The organism is Nostoc sp. DedQUE05 (genome assembly GCF_034530955.1).
Lineage (GTDB): Bacteria > Cyanobacteriota > Cyanobacteriia > Cyanobacteriales > Nostocaceae > Nostoc.
In genome coordinates this window covers 34,534-52,864 of sequence record NZ_JAVRCB010000041.1, presented here as the reverse complement: position 1 = coordinate 52,864, position 18,331 = coordinate 34,534, and the positions used below count along the sequence as shown (strand labels likewise).

General features: G+C 44.0%; 14 protein-coding genes. 12 read left to right on the top strand and 2 right to left on the bottom strand.

The window, feature by feature from the left end; genetic code table 11:
• Window positions 1–5 precede the first annotated feature (5 nt).
• From RMZ42_RS26000 to hemL, 12 genes are all read left to right on the top strand, one after another.
• Entirely contained in the window at window positions 6–1,124 is a 1,119-nt protein-coding gene (locus RMZ42_RS26000; RefSeq protein ID WP_322674126.1) for an aromatic ring-hydroxylating dioxygenase subunit alpha, read from the top strand.
• A 127-nt stretch (window positions 1,125–1,251) separates the two neighbouring features.
• Window positions 1,252–2,304: a uroporphyrinogen decarboxylase gene (hemE, locus tag RMZ42_RS25995; protein ID WP_322674125.1), complete on the top strand. Its 1,053-nt coding sequence runs from the start codon at window positions 1,252–1,254 to the stop codon at window positions 2,302–2,304.
• Window positions 2,305–2,309: 5 nt separating this feature from the next.
• Window positions 2,310–3,296, top strand: a complete 987-nt coding sequence (gene hemC / locus RMZ42_RS25990; protein WP_322674124.1) for a hydroxymethylbilane synthase — start codon at window positions 2,310–2,312, stop codon at window positions 3,294–3,296.
• 156 nt (window positions 3,297–3,452) lie between these two features.
• Window positions 3,453–4,445 (top strand): porphobilinogen synthase, encoded by a 993-nt coding sequence (gene hemB, locus RMZ42_RS25985; RefSeq protein WP_322674123.1) that lies wholly within the window; start codon window positions 3,453–3,455, stop codon window positions 4,443–4,445.
• 48 nt (window positions 4,446–4,493) lie between these two features.
• Window positions 4,494–5,405, top strand: a complete 912-nt coding sequence (locus RMZ42_RS25980) for an alpha/beta hydrolase (protein ID WP_322674122.1) — start codon at window positions 4,494–4,496, stop codon at window positions 5,403–5,405.
• Window positions 5,406–5,509: 104 nt separating this feature from the next.
• Window positions 5,510–5,665 carry a hypothetical protein gene (locus RMZ42_RS25975; RefSeq protein ID WP_322674121.1) on the top strand — a complete coding sequence of 52 codons (156 nt, stop codon included), beginning with the start codon at window positions 5,510–5,512 and terminating at the stop codon, window positions 5,663–5,665.
• A 204-nt stretch (window positions 5,666–5,869) separates the two neighbouring features.
• Window positions 5,870–6,907, top strand: coding sequence for an oxygen-dependent coproporphyrinogen oxidase (gene hemF / locus RMZ42_RS25970; RefSeq protein WP_322674120.1), 1,038 nt, complete (start codon window positions 5,870–5,872; stop codon window positions 6,905–6,907).
• A gap of 128 nt (window positions 6,908–7,035) precedes the next feature.
• Window positions 7,036–8,220 (top strand): ABC exporter membrane fusion protein, encoded by a 1,185-nt coding sequence (locus tag RMZ42_RS25965; RefSeq protein ID WP_322674119.1) that lies wholly within the window; start codon window positions 7,036–7,038, stop codon window positions 8,218–8,220.
• 148 nt (window positions 8,221–8,368) lie between these two features.
• Window positions 8,369–9,544, top strand: coding sequence for an ABC transporter permease DevC (gene devC, locus RMZ42_RS25960; RefSeq protein ID WP_322674118.1), 1,176 nt, complete (start codon window positions 8,369–8,371; stop codon window positions 9,542–9,544).
• 84 nt (window positions 9,545–9,628) lie between these two features.
• A complete protein-coding gene (locus tag RMZ42_RS25955) occupies window positions 9,629–10,372 on the top strand; it encodes a DevA family ABC transporter ATP-binding protein (RefSeq protein WP_322674117.1) in 744 nt (247 codons plus the stop codon).
• Between the two features lie 37 nt (window positions 10,373–10,409).
• Window positions 10,410–10,994: a heme-binding protein gene (locus RMZ42_RS25950; protein WP_322674116.1), complete on the top strand. Its 585-nt coding sequence runs from the start codon at window positions 10,410–10,412 to the stop codon at window positions 10,992–10,994.
• Window positions 10,995–11,134: 140 nt separating this feature from the next.
• Window positions 11,135–12,439, top strand: coding sequence for a glutamate-1-semialdehyde 2,1-aminomutase (gene hemL, locus RMZ42_RS25945; RefSeq protein WP_416211835.1), 1,305 nt, complete (start codon window positions 11,135–11,137; stop codon window positions 12,437–12,439).
• A 231-nt stretch (window positions 12,440–12,670) separates the two neighbouring features.
• Here hemL and RMZ42_RS25940 read toward each other — a convergent pair whose 3' ends face one another.
• Together RMZ42_RS25940 and RMZ42_RS25935 are read right to left on the bottom strand one after the other, a co-directional pair.
• Complete coding sequence (locus tag RMZ42_RS25940) at window positions 12,671–16,204, bottom strand: NB-ARC domain-containing protein (protein WP_322674115.1); 3,534 nt, start codon at window positions 16,202–16,204, stop codon at window positions 12,671–12,673.
• An 805-nt stretch (window positions 16,205–17,009) separates the two neighbouring features.
• Complete coding sequence (locus tag RMZ42_RS25935) at window positions 17,010–18,296, bottom strand: hypothetical protein (protein ID WP_322674114.1); 1,287 nt, start codon at window positions 18,294–18,296, stop codon at window positions 17,010–17,012.
• Between the last annotated feature and the right edge of the window lie 35 nt (window positions 18,297–18,331).

Genomic DNA, 18,331 nt, shown 5'->3' with positions numbered 1-18,331 from the left:
TAAGTATGTTAAAAAACTTCTGGTACGCTTGTGAGTTCAGCGCCGCTGTTACTACAAAGCCCAAGCAAGTTCGGATATTAAATCAGAAATTTGTCTTCTACCGTAACGGTGAAGGACAACTGATAGCTCTCCAAGATCGGTGTCCCCATCGTGGTGCTGCCTTATCTCTCGGTTGGGTAAAAGATGATTGTATCCATTGCCCCTATCATGCCTGGAAGTTTCAAGCAGATGGGAAATGTATTAATATTCCTGCTAATCAACCCGGAATTCCTATTCCTAAGAATGCTCGTGTAGATAGCTATCCAATACAGGAAAAATACGGTTTTATCTGGCTATTTTATGGTGATTTACCTGAAGAAGAACGTCCGCCAATCCCACCATTGCCAGAATTTGAAGACCCAAGGCTACAGAAAATTTTCTTTGAATACGAACTCAACGCTCACTACACCCGCACGCTAGAGAATGATATGGATATGTCTCACGTATCTATTATTCATTCCAAGTCCTTCGGGAATGGGTTTGCATTAGAGCAAAAAATGGAAGATTACGAGCTGAATGTCGGGGAATGGGAGGGTCACGCCAAAGTTAATGTCCGAGATTATACCAAAGCAAAAGACATTTTCGCCTTTGTCTTTCGCCCATTGAAAGCTAATGTAAAAGTGACTTTGGGCTTTTATATGCCCAATATCACGCGTTTAGTGGTTGACTTCGGTCGTGGCAAGCTGGTTAATTTTACTGTTCACGTTCCTATTGACGATCGCACCACTATAACCAAGCGAATTCAGTTTCGCAGTTTTTTAACTTTCCCTTGGGCCGATGGCATATTTCAACGAGCAGCTTACAAAGTTGTAATGGAAGATAAGGGAGTGGTTGAGTCTGAATATCCGATAGCAGTCCCCGATAAGTTGTCAGACGAAGTTCACGTTCCTTGCGATAATTTATCTCTTGCTTATCGCAAACTTCGGCAAAAATGTTTGGCTATGGGATGGGGTATGAAACCTTATCAGAACCAATCAAACAACTCGAACGGAAATTTAATCCAACCTTCTCCTCAAAAACAAGGCAGGAGGCAGGAGGCAGAAGGCAGAAGGGAAGAGGATTTGACTTATTTCTTCCATCCATAACGGAAGCGAGGGCGGGCAAGATGCCCACCCTACAAGATTGGATTATTTGTTGCCAATCACAAATTATTGAAGGCAATTTTGCATACTCGGTCTTGAAATCACAATTATTAAATCCAGGGAGAAATGTATGGGGAATTATACGTTACTGCAAGCTGCGCGAGGTGAAGTACTCGATCGCCCTCCGGTATGGGTGATGCGCCAAGCAGGTCGCTACATGAAAGTTTATCGAGATTTGCGTCAAAAGTATCCTTCGTTCCGCGATCGCTCCGAAAACCCTGATTTAGCTGTGGAAATCTCGCTGCAACCTTTCCGTGCTTTCCAACCCGACGGAGTGATTATGTTTTCCGATATCCTCACGCCTTTGCCTGGTATGGGTATCTCCTTTGACATTCTAGAAAGTAAAGGGCCAATATTCGAGCGGCCAATTCGCACGCAAGCACAAATTGAGGCGCTGACTGCCCTCGATCCCGAAGCTTCTTTACCTTTCGTGCAGCAAATCTTGAGGACGCTACGCCAAGAAGTGAACACTCAAGCTACGGTTTTAGGCTTTGTGGGCGCACCTTGGACGCTAGCTGCCTATGCAATTGAAGGTAAAAGCTCGAAAGACTATGCCATTATCAAGAAGATGGCTTTTTGCGAACCTGCGATGCTGCATCAATTTTTAGGGAAACTGGCAGATGCGATCGCAGTTTACGCCCGCTACCAAATTGATGCCGGTGCCCAAGTCGTGCAACTGTTTGACTCTTGGGCGGGACAACTCAGCCCTGAAGATTTCCAGACGTTTTCTTTACCTTATCTGCAACGAGTCGTGCAACAGGTTAAGGCAACGCACCCAGATACGCCCTTGATTTTGTATATCAACAACAGTGCTGGAATCCTAGAGTTAATGGCGCAATCCGGTGTTGATATCGTCAGCGTGGACTGGACTGTGGATATGGCAGTAGCGCGGCAGCGACTTGGTGCAAATATTGGAGTCCAAGGAAATATCGATCCGTGCGTGTTGTTTGGTACTAAAGAACTGATCCGCGATCGCATTCTGGACACGATCCGTAAAGCGGGGAACCAGAAGCACATCCTCAATCTCGGTCACGGGATTTTACCGAACACTCCAGAAGAGAATGTTGCTTTCTTTTTCGAGACAGTCAAGCAGCTCAACTACGCGTCAAATAATCTCAACTAAAAGTTATGACTTCAGTTCAACCCGCTTCATCTAATATTTCCACTCCCGTTCGCACCATCCGCATCGGTTCTCGTAAAAGCCAACTCGCACTCGTACAAACTTACTGGGTTCGAGAACAACTCCAAAAGCACTTTCCCGATATTTCCTTTGAAGTCCACACCATGTCCACCCAAGGCGATAACATCTTGGATGTGGCATTAGCCAAGATTGGCGATAAGGGACTATTCACCAAAGAACTCGAATTGGGAATGCTCAACCAAGAGATTGACTTTGCAGTTCACTCTCTCAAGGATTTGCCAACTTGCTTGCCAGAGGGGTTAGCGTTAGCAACTGTAACAGAACGGGAAAACCCGGCAGATGCTTTAGTTGTGCATGAAAAGTATAAAGATAAGCAAATCGATACACTGCCAGAAGGCACAGTTATCGGCACTTCTTCCCTGCGCCGCCTTGCACAATTGCGTTATCACTTCCCCCACTTTACTTTTAAGGATGTGCGCGGCAACTTAAATACGCGCTTGGCAAAGCTGGATGATGGAGAATACGATGCGCTGATTTTGGCAGCCGCAGGATTGCAACGATTGGGAATGAGCGATCGCATTCATCAAATTCTCCCCACCGAACTCTCTCTCTACGCTGTCGGACAGGGAGCCTTAGGGATTGAATGCCGCGCTGACGATTTGCAAGTGCTGTCATTACTCAAAGCAATCGAACACATCCCCACCCGCGATCGCGTTTTAGCCGAACGTGCCTTCTTGCGAGAACTAGAAGGCGGTTGCCAAGTACCCATCGGTGTTAATACGCAACTGGACGACAATAATCTTACATTAACAGGATTAGTCGCCAGCGTCGATGGCAAACGTCTAGTCAAAGATTCTGTTACGGGTACTGCTAGCGAAGCAGAAAATTTAGGTATTCAATTAGCTCATAACTTGCGGCAACAGGGAGCTACAGAGATTTTGACTGAAATTTTCCAGACAGTCCAGCGGAGTTAGGGAGTTGCAACTAAGTAGGCAGGGGGGCAGGGGGCAGGGAGCAGGGGGCAGGGGGAAAAATGCGATTAAAGGGAAAGGATTTTTTGTAAGCCGCTTTCCCCTTTAGCCCACTTTTGTAAGAAGTCTATTGGCTATTTCATCGTTCATTTTAATATTATGTTTCCAATTCATCGCCCGCGTCGGCTGAGAAGCCATCCCCAACTGCGGCGGATGGTGCGCGAAAATGTACTGACCACTAGTGATTTAATTTACCCGCTTTTTGCTGTACCGGGTAAGGCGATCGCCAACGAAATTAAATCCATGCCAGGAGTTTACCAACTTTCTGTAGATAAAATCGTGGAAGAAGCCAAGGAAGTCTACGACCTCGGCATTCCAGCCATTATTTTATTTGGCATTCCTGAAGACAAGGATGCAGACGCTACGGGGGCTTGGCACGATTGCGGCATCGTTCAAAAAGCCGCTACTGCCGTCAAACAAGCAGTCCCGGAATTAATCGTCATTGCCGATACCTGCCTGTGCGAATACACCAGTCACGGACACTGCGGTTATCTAGAATTAGGTGATTTAACTGGGCGCGTTCTCAACGATCCGACACTGGAATTGCTGAAAAAAACGGCAGTTTCCCAAGTCAAAGCTGGCGTAGATATCATTGCACCTTCAGGAATGATGGATGGTTTCGTGCAAGCCATTCGTTCGGGTTTAGATGAAGCTGGTTTCCAAGATACGCCGATTTTGTCCTATGCTGCTAAGTATGCTTCGGCTTACTACGGGCCTTTCCGGGATGCTGCCGACTCAATACCGCAATTTGGCGATCGCAGAACCTACCAAATGGACTTTGGTAACGGTCGTGAAGCCTTAAGAGAAATCGAACTCGACATTACCGAAGGTGCAGATATGTTAATGGTCAAGCCAGCCTTGGCCTACATGGATATTATCTGGCGCGTCAAGGAAGCAAGCAACCTCCCCGTTGCTGCTTACAACGTTTCTGGCGAATACTCGATAGTTAAAGCTGCTGCCCTCAACGGTTGGATTGACGAAGAACGGGTGGTCATGGAAACGCTGCTCGGCTTTAAACGGGCTGGCGCTGATTTAATTCTTACCTATCATGCCAAAGATGCTGCCCGTTGGTTAGCAAAACTTGGCAATTAAACTTTCTAGTTTCGATTTCATGTCGTTCGTGTAGAGGAAGAATTTATCATGTTCATTCCACTCGGTTTTGTTCAACGCTCCGTTTTAACTAGCTTGGGAAAGATGGCTTATTACACTAACCAAGGTGAACTTTGGGCAACCGATGGAGTGGGGGATACGCCATCGGGCACGCTACGCGAACGCGAAACTTTGATATTCTTCCACGGTATTGGAGGCGGAGCATCTGCCTACGCGTGGTCGAAGGTGTATCCAGCATTTGCAGCAGAGTATAGAGTGTTAGCACCCGACTTGATTGGCTGGGGGCGATCGGATCGTCCCGAACAAAATTATCTTCCAGCCGACTACATCGCAATGCTAATTGAGTTCATCGAGCAGACGTGCCAAGCCCCTGTAACAATAATTGCTTCTTCCCTAACTGGAGCATTTGCGATCCGAGCCGCAGTCAAACGTCCCGACCTGTTTAAATCACTCATTCTTACGCTTCCGTCAGGCATTAAAGACTTTAGGCAATACTATAGCAATAGTTTTTTCGCTCAAATTGCCAGTGTTCCTATTCTCGATCGCGTTCTTTATGCAGGACAAGTCAGCAGCTTTGGCATTCGTGACTTTTTTGAGCGAGTTTTTGCTCAACCCAATCGCCTTTCTCCCGAAATTGTAGAAGCTTTTGTGCAATCGGCGCAGCAGCCAAATGCTGAGTATGCTGCTTTGTCATTTTTACAAGGTAACTCATCCTTCGATCTATCAGAATACATTCCAAGATTGACAACACCTACCATCTTTATTTGGGGAAGCCAAGCAAAGTTTACAGGGCCGGATGTAGGGCGTCGCCTTGCAAATCTAAATCCACAAGCAATCCAAGCATTTATCGAACTAGAAGATGTTGGGTTGAATCCAGAACTGGAAGTGCCAGAAGTAATAATCGGATTAATTCGGAAGTATTTGCCTGTGTTAGCGCAGTAAATTTTTGAGAAACTTCCCTAGTTTCTTGACCTGCACCTTTAATGCATCGACCTGCAACTTTAATGCATTGACCTGCACCTTTAATGCATTGACCTGCAACTTTCATGCATCGACCTGCAACTTTAATGCATCGACCTGCACCTTTAATGCATCGACCTGCACCTTTAATGCATCGACCTGCACCTTTAATGCATCGACCTGCAACTTTAATGCATCGACCTGCAAAAATTAACCTTCCCTACGTTACGCAACAACTCTAAAAGATTTTTGTGTACGCGGTAGCCTTTTTAAGAAGGGCTAGGGCGTGTTTTCAAAGTCTTATATCCCCCCAACCCCCCTTAAAAAGGGGGGCAAAGAGTCTCTTAAAGTCCCCCAATTTATCAGGGGATTTAGGGGGATCTAAAAAGTTAGAAGGCTAAACAAAAATGTTCGCTATTAAGAAATAGGAAAAACAGGTATTGCTCATGAACACTACTTTAACTGCTCCAACAACTCAATCCAAACCTCTACCCCCAGTTGATGCCAAGACTAGAGTTAGCCAGTTCATGCGACAGTTGCAAGACGAAATCTGTCAGGGTTTGCAACAGCTAGATGGCGAAGGTACGTTTCAGGAAGATGCATGGGAACGACCCGAAGGAGGTGGCGGGCGATCGCGCGTCATCCGCGACGGTGCAGTATTCGAGCAAGGTGGAGTTAATTTCTCTGAAGTCTGGGGTTCTCATTTGCCACCTTCAATCTTGGCACAACGTCCAGAGGCTAATGGACATCAGTTTTATGCCACCGGCACTTCAATGGTATTGCATCCGCGCAATCCTTATGTGCCAACCGTTCATCTCAACTACCGCTACTTTGAAGCTGGCCCGGTTTGGTGGTTTGGCGGCGGCATCGATTTAACGCCTTACTATCCGTTTGCTGAAGATGCGGCTCATTTTCATTACACATTAAAACAGGCTTGTGACGCGCACGATCCCGAATATTATCCAGTGTTTAAACCTTGGTGCGACGAGTATTTTTATCTCAAACATCGTCAAGAAATGCGGGGCATTGGCGGCATCTTTTTTGACTATCAAGACGGTCAAGGTCAGCTTTATCGAGGCCCCGATCCCAAAGGAGCAGCCGCAGATAACAGCGATCGCGTTGACATACCACAAACCCGCAATTGGGAAGAATTATTTGCATTTGCACAAGATTGTGGTAAAGCTTTTCTACCTGCTTACACGCCAATTATCAAGCGGCGGCAGTCAATGGAGTACAGCGATCGCCAACGTAATTTTCAATTATATCGGCGCGGACGCTACGTTGAATTCAATTTAGTTTACGATCGCGGCACGATTTTCGGGTTGCAAACTAACGGACGCACAGAATCAATTTTGATGTCTTTACCTCCATTAGTGCGTTGGGAGTATGGCTATCAACCCGAACCCAACACCCCAGAAGCCGAGTTGTACGAAGTATTCTTAAAGCCTCAAGATTGGGCAAGCCTGACATCTCTTGTAGTTTAACTTTTGCTGTCAAAACATCAGAAATGTCATTTGTCATTTGTCATTAGTCATTTGTATTTACAAAGGACAAATGACTAATGACCAAGGACAATTTTACCAAAGTCCTCGCTGAAATTTGAAGTATTGACATGAATTTACAATCGCTCTCAAAACCTTCAAAGCAAGGGACGCTGGCTGTCGTTTTTGCTGGTACTGCACTTACAGGAATTATCGCTTTCTACGGTATTTCTCAATCAAAACCAATCGGCAAACCTGTTGAAGTTGTGCAACCGAAACCAAAGATTGAAGAAATTACCGCTTTAGGACGGATAGAACCAGCAACGGAAGTCATTAAAGTATCCGTACCTGCTACCTTAAGCAACGATCGCGTAGCCAAATTGCTTGTACAGCGTGGCGGTAGCGTTAAAGCCGGTCAAGCGATCGCCATTATGGATTCGCGCGATCGGCTGCAAAATGCTCTACTGGAAGCACAAGCACAAGTCAAAGTATCCCAAGCAGAGTTAGCCAAGGTGCAAGCTGGCGCCAAATCTGGAGAGATTGCTGCCCAAAAAGCTGAAATCGATCGCTTGGAAGAAGAGTTAAAGGGCGAAATATCTACTAGAGAAGCCACTATCTCTCGCTGGCAAGCCGAAGTTAATACTGCCAATACTGAGTATAATCGCTATTCCTCGCTTTACCAAAACGGCGCGATTTCTGCTGTAGAAGTAGATCGAAAACAACTTGCTTTAGAAACAGCGCAAGCACAGCTTACCGAAGCTAAAGCTAACCAAAATAAGAGTGTAGATACCCTACGGCAGCAAATCCAGCAAGCTAAGGCCAACCTAAATAAGATTGCTGAGGTACGTCCGGTAGACGTGCAAGCAGCCCAGGCCGAAGTTAATAAAGCGATCGCCGCAGTCAAAAAAGCTGAAGCCGATCTCGCTGAAGTTTATATCCGCGCACCTATAGGAGGTCGGATTCTCGATATTAAGGCCAAACCCGGAGAAGTTGTTGGCGAGAAAGGCATTGCCGAACTCGGACAAACCAGTTCGATGGAAGCGATCGCAGAGATATATCAAACTGATATTGGCAAAGTTCGTGAAGGTCAACAAGTAAAGATTTCCAGCGAGTCCTTCTCCCAAGAGTTGCGCGGAACCGTTCGGCTGATTGGATTACAGGTGATCCAACAAGAAGTAACTAGCGGCGAACCTGGAGAAAATCTCGATCGCAAAGTTGTTGAAGTGAGAATTGCACTCGATCCCCAAGCTAGCAAACGAGTTGCAAACTTAACTAACTTGCAAGTACAAGTTGCCATTCAGCCGAATAACAAATAAAAGGGAACAAGCAAAATTAATACTAATTCTCAAAAATAATGCGGCAAACAAACCATTTTGTAGAGACGCGATGAATCGCGTCTTCACTTCACCCAAAGATATGTTGCTTGAATTTTGAATTTATAATTTTGAATGGGAGCGAAGCAACTTGACTATATTCGATAAATTATTTCGTAAAACCCCACTTGCTTGGCGGCAAATGAGCCGTCAAAAGACTCGATTGTTCGTTGCTATAGCAGGAATCGCTTTTGCCGATTTTCTAATGTTTTTTCAACTGGGAGTTAGGGATGCACTATTTGATTCGCAAGTTACTCCCTATACCACGCTTAAAGGAGATTTATTTTTAGTCAATAAACTGTCTGATAACTTGCAATCTATCAAAAGTTTTTCCAGAAATAAACTCTATAAAATAGCAGGTGTTAACGGTGTAAAATCCCTGGCGACGCTATATGTGAGTCAAGCATCGTGGCGAAATCCTGAAAATCGAGCTAGCCGTAAACTTTTCGTCTATGGAATCGATCCAAATCAGCCAGCATTTGACTTGCCAGAAGTCAATCAACAATTGAATAAACTGAAGTTATTGAATCGAGCGTTATTTGATAGGGCTGGATTGGTTCCTCAGCTTGGGGACGTTCCTAGTTTGCTGAAAAAACAGAATCCGCTGATCGTCCAAACTAACGATTATCAAATTCAAATAGTTGGATTATTTAAGCTCGGTTCTTCTTTTTCTGCTGACGGCAATCTGATCGTCAGCGATTCTACCTTTTTACGACTCTTTCCTCAACGCCAAGCAAACGACATCGATCTTGGTATTATTGACGTAGAATCAAATGCCTCCATTGAGCAGATCCAGGCTGATTTACGAGCCAAGCTACCGGATGATTTACTAGTACTAAACATCGCTGAATTCACTGCTCGTGAAAGTGCATATTGGTCTACAGGCTCCTCTATTGGCCCGACTTTTAACCTTGGTGTCGCAATCGGTTTTTTAGTTGGAGCAGTCATTGTTTATCAAATTCTTTATACTGATGTTTCAGATCATTTGCCCGAATATGCAACTTTAAAAGCAATGGGTTACAGCGATATATATCTAATTAAAGTTATCGCTCAAGAAGCTTTTATTTTAGCAGTTTTGGGCTTTATTCCAGGTTTTTTGCTCTCAAGTGGATTTTACATTTTTTTTCAATCCGTGACGTTTTTACCGACTGCAATGAAATTAGCTCGCGCGGTAACTGTGCTAATTTTGACTTTCGTCATGTGTATTGGAGCGGGAACGCTTGCCATACAAAAATTACGAGCAGCCGATCCAGCTGATATCTTCTAAGTTTTGAGTTGAAGTTTAGTAAAATACCGCATTTCAAAACTCATAGTTTTCTAGAACGAAACCCAAATTTACAGTTGAACTCTCATGCTGCAAGAAATTAGTCTCGATCGAAGCTCAAAACTCAAATTTCAAAATCCTTCCCAACAACCAGTTATTTCAGTTTGCCATCTCGATTACTACTTCGGTCGGGGACAACTCTGCAAGCAAGTCTTGTTTGATATTAATCTCGACATTTATTCTGGAGAAATCGTAATTATGACTGGGCCATCTGGTTCTGGTAAAACCACCTTACTAACATTAATAGGTGGATTGAGAACCGCTAAAGAAGGCAACCTGAAAGTTTTGGGACAGGAAATGTGTGGGGCTAGTAAGCGGCAATTGATGGAAGTACGGCGGCAGATTGGTTATATTTTTCAGGCACACAATTTGTTGACTTTCTTAACTGCCAAGCAGAATGTCCGAATGTCTTTAGAACTGCACGATGAATACCTCAAGCAAGATATGGATAGGCTGGCGACGGATACTCTCAAAAGTGTTGGTTTGGGCGATCGCATCGATTATTATCCAGACAGTCTTTCTGGAGGGCAAAAGCAGCGAGTTGCGATCGCTCGTGCTTTAGCGAGTCATCCTAAAATTGTTCTTGCCGACGAACCTACTGCTGCTCTCGATAAAAAATCAGGTCGCGATGTTGTAGATATCATGCAGCGTTTAGCTAAAGAGCAAGGTTGCACCATTTTACTCGTCACTCACGATAATCGAATTCTCGATATTGCCGATCGCATCATCGAGATGGAAGATGGACGGTTAGTACAAGAAGTAGGCGACTAGTTTTATACGATTAATTTTAGTTATTTGTGAAAGTCTGATGAGTCAAACTGAAGAAGCAAAATATTGCGTATTGCAATCCTATGATGATATTGAAATACGGCAATACGAGCCAAAAATTGTTGCCGAAACACTCATTGAAGCCCAAAGAGATCGAGCAAACAAAGCTGCATTTTCGATTCTTGCCGCTTACATATTTGGTGAAAACACGTCTGTAACAAAAATTGCCATGACTGCGCCCGTCACGCAATCTCAGCCAAGTGAAAAAATCGCCATGACTGCGCCCGTCATTCAACAAGAAGCGCGAGGAAATATTGCTAGCACTTGGGCGGTACAGTTCGTGATGCCCTCAGAATACACCCTAGCAACGCTGCCGAAACCAAAAGACTCTCGCATTACTATCAAAGAAGTTCCCAGCAACAAAGTTGCGGCAATTCGTTTCTCCGGCTCGGCTGGGGATGAACAATTGCAAGAAAAGGAAGTCAAATTATCTGCTTTTCTGGCTCAACAAGGTATCGAGCCAAAAGGTAAACCGATTTATGCTTTCTATGATTCTCCCTTCATCTTGCCCGCATTCAGACGCAATGAAGTCATGCTCGAATTGAAATCGGTTGGTTTCAGCTAACTTTTATAGCAAGGGACTGGGGACTGGGGACTGGGTGAAAAGCCTTTTTGTGTCTAAGTTTTATCGTCTGTTGATGTCCTAACCACCTTGCCTGTTGCTATAACTCTAGAACCCAAGTCAAAATCTCAGGAGAAAAAATTATGATTGCAACGACTCGCTTAAAAACCACCCAATCGGCGGAAATCTTTGCTGCTGCCCAAAAATTAATGCCAGGAGGAGTCAGTTCTCCCGTACGGGCTTTCAAATCTGTTGGCGGACAGCCGATTGTGTTCGATCGCGTCAAGGATGCTTACATCTGGGATGTGGATGGCAATCAATATATCGATTATGTCGGCAGTTGGGGGCCTGCTATCTGCGGTCACACTCATCCTGAAGTCATTGCTGCTCTGCACGATGCCTTGGAAAAAGGAACTAGCTTTGGTGCGCCCTGTTATCTCGAAAATGTACTGGCACAGATGGTAATCGATGCTGTTCCGAGTATCGAAATGGTGCGTTTTGTCAACTCCGGCACAGAAGCTTGTATGGCTGTGCTTCGTCTGATGCGAGCTTTTACGGGGCGGGAGAAAGTAATCAAGTTTGAAGGCTGCTACCACGGACACGCCGATATGTTTCTTGTGAAGGCTGGCTCTGGTATTGCCACTCTCGGCTTGCCCGATTCTCCTGGCGTACCCAAATCCGTAACTAGCAACACGCTGACTGCTCCTTTCAACGATTTAGAAGCAGTAAAAGTATTATTCGAGCAAAATCCTGATGAAATTGCTGGTGTCATTGTTGAACCTGTGGTTGGAAATGCAGGTTTTATTCCACCTGCTGCGGGTTTTCTTGAAGGTTTGCGAAAACTGACGCAGGAGTATGGAGCGCTGCTGGTATTTGATGAAGTGATGACAGGCTTTCGCATCGCTTACGGTGGAGCGCAGGAAAAATTTGGTGTTATTCCTGATTTAACTACTTTAGGTAAGGTCATCGGTGGCGGTCTACCCGTAGGCGCTTATGGTGGTCGCCAAGAAATTATGTCGATGGTTGCTCCAGCCGGAAATGTGTATCAAGCCGGAACGCTTTCGGGGAATCCACTGGCAATGACGGCAGGAATTAAGACGCTAGAGTTGTTGCAACGACCTGGAACTTACGAGTATCTCGATCGCATTACAAAGCGACTCACACAAGGGATACTGGAAATTGCTAAACAAACAGGTCATGCTGCCTGCGGCGATCGCATTAGCGGCATGTTTGGTTTCTTCTTTAACGAAAGTCCAGTTCGCAATTATGAGGATGCCAAAAAGTCTGATTTAAGTAAATTTGCTAGCTTCCATCGCGGTATGTTGGAACATGGAATTTATTTAGCTCCATCTCAATTTGAAGCCGGATTTACTTCTTTAGCTCATACCGAAGCAGACATCGATCGCACCCTCCAAGCAGCCCAAACAGTTATGTCTAAGTCCCGCTAGTGGTCTGTCAAGCCAACGAAAGCTGGGTGAGGCTGGGGAAAGGGGAAAGGGTAAGATAATTCTGTTTGCCACAGAATCAAAGATAAACACTGGGGAAAGGGAAAAGGGTAAAGGGTAAGGGATTTAAAACCTTTTCCCCCGCCCCTTATCCCCAGAGGGGACTCCACCTTCCCCCTTACCCTTTACCCCGCTTTCGTCACGAAAGCGAACTACTAGGCTAATGGTTTGAACTTAGATAACTGCTCCTAAAGAGGTCAACGTGGCAGTTGTCGCCTCAGTTAAACCTTTAACTCCGAAAATATTCATTTGTTCATAGGGCTTACTTGCTCTCATGGTTTTTAAGCATTTGCCTGCTACGATATCCCAAAGTCTAATCGTTTCATCGTCACCGCCACTAACTAAGGTTTGGTTGTCTGGACTAAAAGCAACTGACCAAACCAAGCCTGTATGTCCGTGCAAAACTTTCAGACACTCGCCTGTAGAGACATCCCACAACTTGATTGTCAGATCGTGACTAGTGCTAGCCAGTATTCTGCCATCAGGGCTAAAGGCGATGGATTGCAACCAGTTTGTGTCTGCTTGTAAAACTTTGAGGCACTCACCCGTGTCTGGATTCCACAACCTGATTGTTCGATCTGGACTAGCACTTGCCAGGGTATTACCATCGGGAGCGATCGCAATTGCCCAAATCCAACTCGTGTGTCCTGCCAACGTTCTGAGGCAGTTACCCGTGTGAATATCCCATAACTTGACCGTTTGATCCCAGGAGCCACTCGCCAATATATCTCCTTGAGAGATGAAGGTAACTGACCAAACCGCAGCGTCATGCCCCTGTAAGGTTCTTAAGGTTCGACCTGAACGAACGTCCCACAGTTTTATAGTACAGTCTTCACTACCACTTGCTATGGTTTGGCTGTCTGGACTAAAGGCAATCGATAAAACTGCTGCGCGATGTCCCTGTAAGGTTTTTAAGGTTTGACCTGAACGAACATCCCATATTTTTAGTGTTTTATCTACACTACTGCTGACTAGGATATTTCCTTCATGATTAAAGATAACTGAATGAACCGAGTTGGAATGTCCTTTTAACACTTGGAGGCATTCGCCAGTTGCGGCATCCCATAACCTCACAGTGCGATCGCGGCTGCTACTGGCAAAAATTTGACCAATGCCTGACGACAAGCTGGCGCTAACAGGACTAAAGGTGACAGAGAGTATTTGATTGGTATATCCTTGTAAGGTCTTGAGGCATTCACCTGTCTCGACACTCCATAGCTTCACTGTTTGATCGTGGCCGCCGCTAGCCAGAAACTTACCTTGGGGGCTGAAGGCAACTGAAAAGACCCAACTGAAATGTCCTTGCAGCGTTTTGAAACATTCACCCGTATCGACATTCCATAACTTCACGGTATGATCGTGCCCACCACTAGCCAAAAGGTCGCCTTGTGGGCTGAAGTCCACAGAAAAAACTCGATTAGAATGCCCCAGAAGTGTTTTGAGACATTCAGCCGTTTGAGTCTTCCATAGCTTAATAGTTTGATCCTCGCTGCCAGTTGCTAGTATCTGACCATCTGGACTGAGGGTAATTGACCGGATTCCACTATTATGATGCTTTTCAAACGTTTGCATACACTTTCCAGTGTTGATATCCCACAATTTAACGGTGCGATCGTCACTACCACTCAACAGTTGAGTATTTCCCCTAAAGACAACAGAGAGTACCCAACTAAGATGTCCCTCAAGTGTTTTCAAGCATTCTCCAGTGCTGCTATTCCATAGCTTCACGGTGCAGTCATCGCTGCCACTTGCTAATGTGCAATTATCTTGGCTAAATGCAACCGACCAAACCTCATTTGTATGCCCTTCTAAGGTGCGAAGGCACTGACCAGTACTAACATCCCATAGCTTTATTGTGTAATCTGTGCTGCCGCTAGCGAGAATCTTACCATCAGGGCTGAACGTCAGTGATGTTACCCAACTCTTGTGTCGCGTGCAGATGAAGACTGGTTGCACATCGCTAACTTGGTAAAGATGAATTTCTCCATTACTGTCACCTACCGCCAGAAGTTCTCCATCAGGACTAAAAGCTACCGCATGAATAGCACCAAAAGTTTCAGTAAACGTACACTTGGCTAGATTGGCGTAAGCAAAGTTTGTATTTTGTAAATTTACATCTCGTAGGTCAGCCTGCCAAATGGTTAGACCAGAGAAATCATAGCCCGTTAAATTAGTTCCTAGCTGATTGAGTAAGTTAAAAATATTACCTGCTACATATCCCGGCTCCAAAGGTGACTTCTGTTGCTGCTTGAGTAAAATTTGAGTCAGTTGATATTCCAAGTTTTTTTTGCCTTCAAAGACTGGAATTAACCTGTTAATCACGGGATAGAGAATCAGACGAATTTGAGTCTCTCTTACATAGTCTTTGGCGGTAGCTTTGATCAGAGCATGGCTTTTAAAAAGCGAAAACTCCTGGTTAGCAATCTCCTCACAAACTTGTTCAACCAAGCGACTTGTCACGTACTCCATGACGACTGGCTGTAGGGTGAAGCAAGTTGTATGTCGTTCAATGAGCGATCGCCGTCCCAAAGATTCCAGCGTTTCAACTAAATTCAGTTGTGGAAAAGGCGATACTAAATCTTCTCGTAACTTAGAGAGGTTCACTGGCTCCCGATTAATCGCTAGCCAGTACATTACATGCTTTCCCTCATCAGATAAACGCTCAAATTGCTGGTCTAATAGGTCGCGAAGATCGCCAAATACGGTGGTTTCCTCCTTTAAAAACTCAGAAATATAACCATCAAATAAATCTTGAATTGTAGTTGCGACAATTTTTAAGGCTAAGGCATTGCCTCCATAGCGTATAACCAGTGCGCTGAATTGAGTTTCTAAACCCTTGAGCCTCTTACTCTTAAGAATTTCCTCTCCCTCTCCTTCTTTTAGTCCACCCAATCGCAAAGTTCGCACTGGCAAGGCTTCTCCTTCTAGAGAGGCGACCTCTTTCGGTTTTTCTCGCGTTGTGAGTATCAAGCAACTCTGGTGATCTGATTTACCTACTCGTTTGAGGAGTTCGCCATACTGCTCATATCCAACCCTGTATTGTCCTGCTCGACTCCCACCACGTAATACAGCATCTACATTATCGAACACGACCAAGCAGCGCATTTCCTTAAAGTAGTTAAGCAGCTGGGAAATCTTATCACTAACGCTTTCCGGCAATTCTGCCTCAGTTTCTTGCTCGTCAGACAGAAACTGAATGATGCTACCCAAGAATGTATCAATGGGTGGAGCGTCATACAGCGATCGCCAGACAATACAATCAAATTTGTCTTGCATTAGTTCTGCCAATTTGATCGACAGACTAGTTTTCCCTACTCCACCCATTCCGAGAATGGTCACTAATCGACAGCTATCCTTCAGCAACCACTCATCCAGAGTACTGAGTTCTTCTGTACGTCCGTAAAATGCTAAAACAGAAACAGCTTCCCCCCAATCTTGACGGCAATTGGGGTCTGAGGTCGAATAGTAGCCTTCGCATAGGCAGCTATCAAAACCAAGAAAGAGAGCCTCAAGTGTTCGCTTGTCGACTCCCTTCCTACGGTTCAAAACTTTTCTAATTGTTAGAGGATCTAAGTTAGTGCGGTAGCTTAACTCTTCAAGAGTAAATCTCTTGCCAAAATTATCTCGAAACTCAAACTTGTGCCTTGCTTCCTCAAACTTCTGTAAACCGACAGAAGTGAGTATAACTCCGCGCTTGCGTCTTAGCATACCCAAATTCCTCTACAGACAAAGATAGATTTAGCACAGAACTTAAGTACTTTTTCACCCAAGATATATTTATAACTGTTTTCGGTTTTTTTTGATGGTGTCAATAATGACTTTTTTCTTTTTAACCGAAACTTCGCAAAATTGACTAAAACGTTTTCCACTCAATACTGGAGTTTAGACTAGTCAGGAGTGCTAAACTTCAAACCTTTATGGTGATTGATATACATCCAATTTTACCGACACCCACCCGAAACTTGAGTAAGCAATATAGTACATTTGAACTAATAAACTAGCAAAGATGCGATCGCTAAAAAAAATAAATTTACGAGCGCGATTTTCTTTTGTTCGAGTCTCTGGGGATAAAAATGATGACTATGATGACTTAATCTTAATGAAAGATGAACTTTTCTCAATTATTTTTGAGCTAATTTTAATAGTTAATCTAAAAACTCAAGCATCTGTTTGAGAGTAAATAAATGAGAGAAAACTGTTTGTATTTTTCGATATGTATAGTTGTTTTCAACCATCTGCATTGCCAGTCTCCATAGTTCTCTATTTGTATCTAGTATAAATAAATTTACAAATTGGGTAGATTGACAACAAGATACAGGAATAAAACGAAAAATTCTTGAATCAGGTTTAGCAAAATTTGCCTAATCACAAAATAAAATAAAAGAGCAAATTGGTAATATAACAGTAGTATTTGAGTAAATAATGCTTAAGTAGCTGAAAGTCGCAGCTATATAAAAAAGTCCGCCTATGCGGACTTGAGAAAATAGTTACTTCAAGAATTTCTGTATGTGTTTTAGTTAGCTGAAACTAACTCTGTCTCATCTTTAGATTCATCTCTCACCTTAAAATAGTAATAAAGATTACCAACAGTTAAGTCTGATGCCTGTTGCAAATTAGATGTAACTAATGTTTTATAACCAGTAATTCCAGCTCGATCGCTAATATAAAATTCATACTCTCGACGTAGTTCAGGCTCGAATATAAATAGTAACTGGTCACGAAGCGAATAGAAATGAGATTTTTCGGCTAAACTCTCATATACTAATTGTTCTGGCGGTTCTGCTACATTGATTGTGGAGTAGTGAGTCTCTGGACTATTAAAATCAGCACTACTTAAAAGCTTTAAATCTGATGAAGGAAGCGATCGCATCCAATCAACATGATTTTGCCACGAATCCAATACTGCTAAATCATGATTTTTAATGCGGATAATTTCGGGAAAGAGAAAATCAAGCTCATCATGTGATTCGCAGCGATTAATCACGGTGAGAGCATCTTGACAGATTTTATCTTGGAGATGAGACAAGCGATCGCTCACTGCTGAAACTTCATTCTGTACTTGATAAGTTGCAACAATCGCCTGTTCAATTGCCCAAGCGCATTCGAGTCTGCGTAGCTGACCAGCTGCACAGGTTTCTTCCAGTAAATGGGGGTTGCTGTAATCTGCTAAAGCCGCAAATAACATTCCCCTCACGCCATCAATCTCAGCGTTTCTCCGGCTGAAATCTTGCAATTGCATCGCTGAACGGAAGCGGTTCATCGCCTGGATAAACACTCCATACGCCCTCACTAAAACTGTGCGATGTTGTTCAAATTTAATATCTTGAGCTACTTGCTCGATTATTTGCCTAATTTCTACTCCTTGGTCTTTTAAAGCTTGTTTCAAGTCAATAAAACCGTTTTTGACTTCCAGCCTTAATTGCTCTACTTCTTTTCTTAATTTCAATGTCTGATGCAGGTTGACTGCTGTTAATGCTACACCTGCGATCGTTCCCACACCAATCAAAGCTGTAGTTGCTTGCAGCACACCCAAGCTACTTTGTATAGTTTGCAAGCCATTCAGTACAGCCGTAAAACCTTGCTGAGTTTGATACATTTGCATCCCACTGGTTACTAGATTAGAAGCTGCCATCAGTGGAGATAAAGGACTGTTGTTAACAGTAGCACCAATAGCATGGGCAATAAACTGCCCGCTAACTTTATCTCTAACCATGCTTATGGGTACTCCATTGCTAAAGACTTGTAGATATCTCCCAGCATCAATACCAGCTTGAATTGCAGGCGCAAATTGAAACAGCATATTTTTAGGTTGCTAAAAGCTAATTTTCTTGAGCC

Coding starts and splice junctions, on each gene's coding strand:
- RMZ42_RS26000 (WP_322674126.1), top strand. CDS start 6: ATGTTAAAAAACTTCTGGTACGCTTGTGAGTTCAGCGCCGCTGTTACT.
- hemE (WP_322674125.1), top strand. CDS start 1,252: ATGGGGAATTATACGTTACTGCAAGCTGCGCGAGGTGAAGTACTCGAT.
- hemC (WP_322674124.1), top strand. CDS start 2,310: ATGACTTCAGTTCAACCCGCTTCATCTAATATTTCCACTCCCGTTCGC.
- hemB (WP_322674123.1), top strand. CDS start 3,453: ATGTTTCCAATTCATCGCCCGCGTCGGCTGAGAAGCCATCCCCAACTG.
- RMZ42_RS25980 (WP_322674122.1), top strand. CDS start 4,494: ATGTTCATTCCACTCGGTTTTGTTCAACGCTCCGTTTTAACTAGCTTG.
- RMZ42_RS25975 (WP_322674121.1), top strand. CDS start 5,510: ATGCATCGACCTGCAACTTTAATGCATCGACCTGCACCTTTAATGCAT.
- hemF (WP_322674120.1), top strand. CDS start 5,870: ATGAACACTACTTTAACTGCTCCAACAACTCAATCCAAACCTCTACCC.
- RMZ42_RS25965 (WP_322674119.1), top strand. CDS start 7,036: ATGAATTTACAATCGCTCTCAAAACCTTCAAAGCAAGGGACGCTGGCT.
- RMZ42_RS25955 (WP_322674117.1), top strand. CDS start 9,629: ATGCTGCAAGAAATTAGTCTCGATCGAAGCTCAAAACTCAAATTTCAA.
- RMZ42_RS25950 (WP_322674116.1), top strand. CDS start 10,410: ATGAGTCAAACTGAAGAAGCAAAATATTGCGTATTGCAATCCTATGAT.
- hemL (WP_416211835.1), top strand. CDS start 11,135: ATGATTGCAACGACTCGCTTAAAAACCACCCAATCGGCGGAAATCTTT.
- RMZ42_RS25940 (WP_322674115.1), bottom strand. CDS start 16,204: ATGCTAAGACGCAAGCGCGGAGTTATACTCACTTCTGTCGGTTTACAG.
- RMZ42_RS25935 (WP_322674114.1), bottom strand. CDS start 18,296: ATGCTGTTTCAATTTGCGCCTGCAATTCAAGCTGGTATTGATGCTGGG.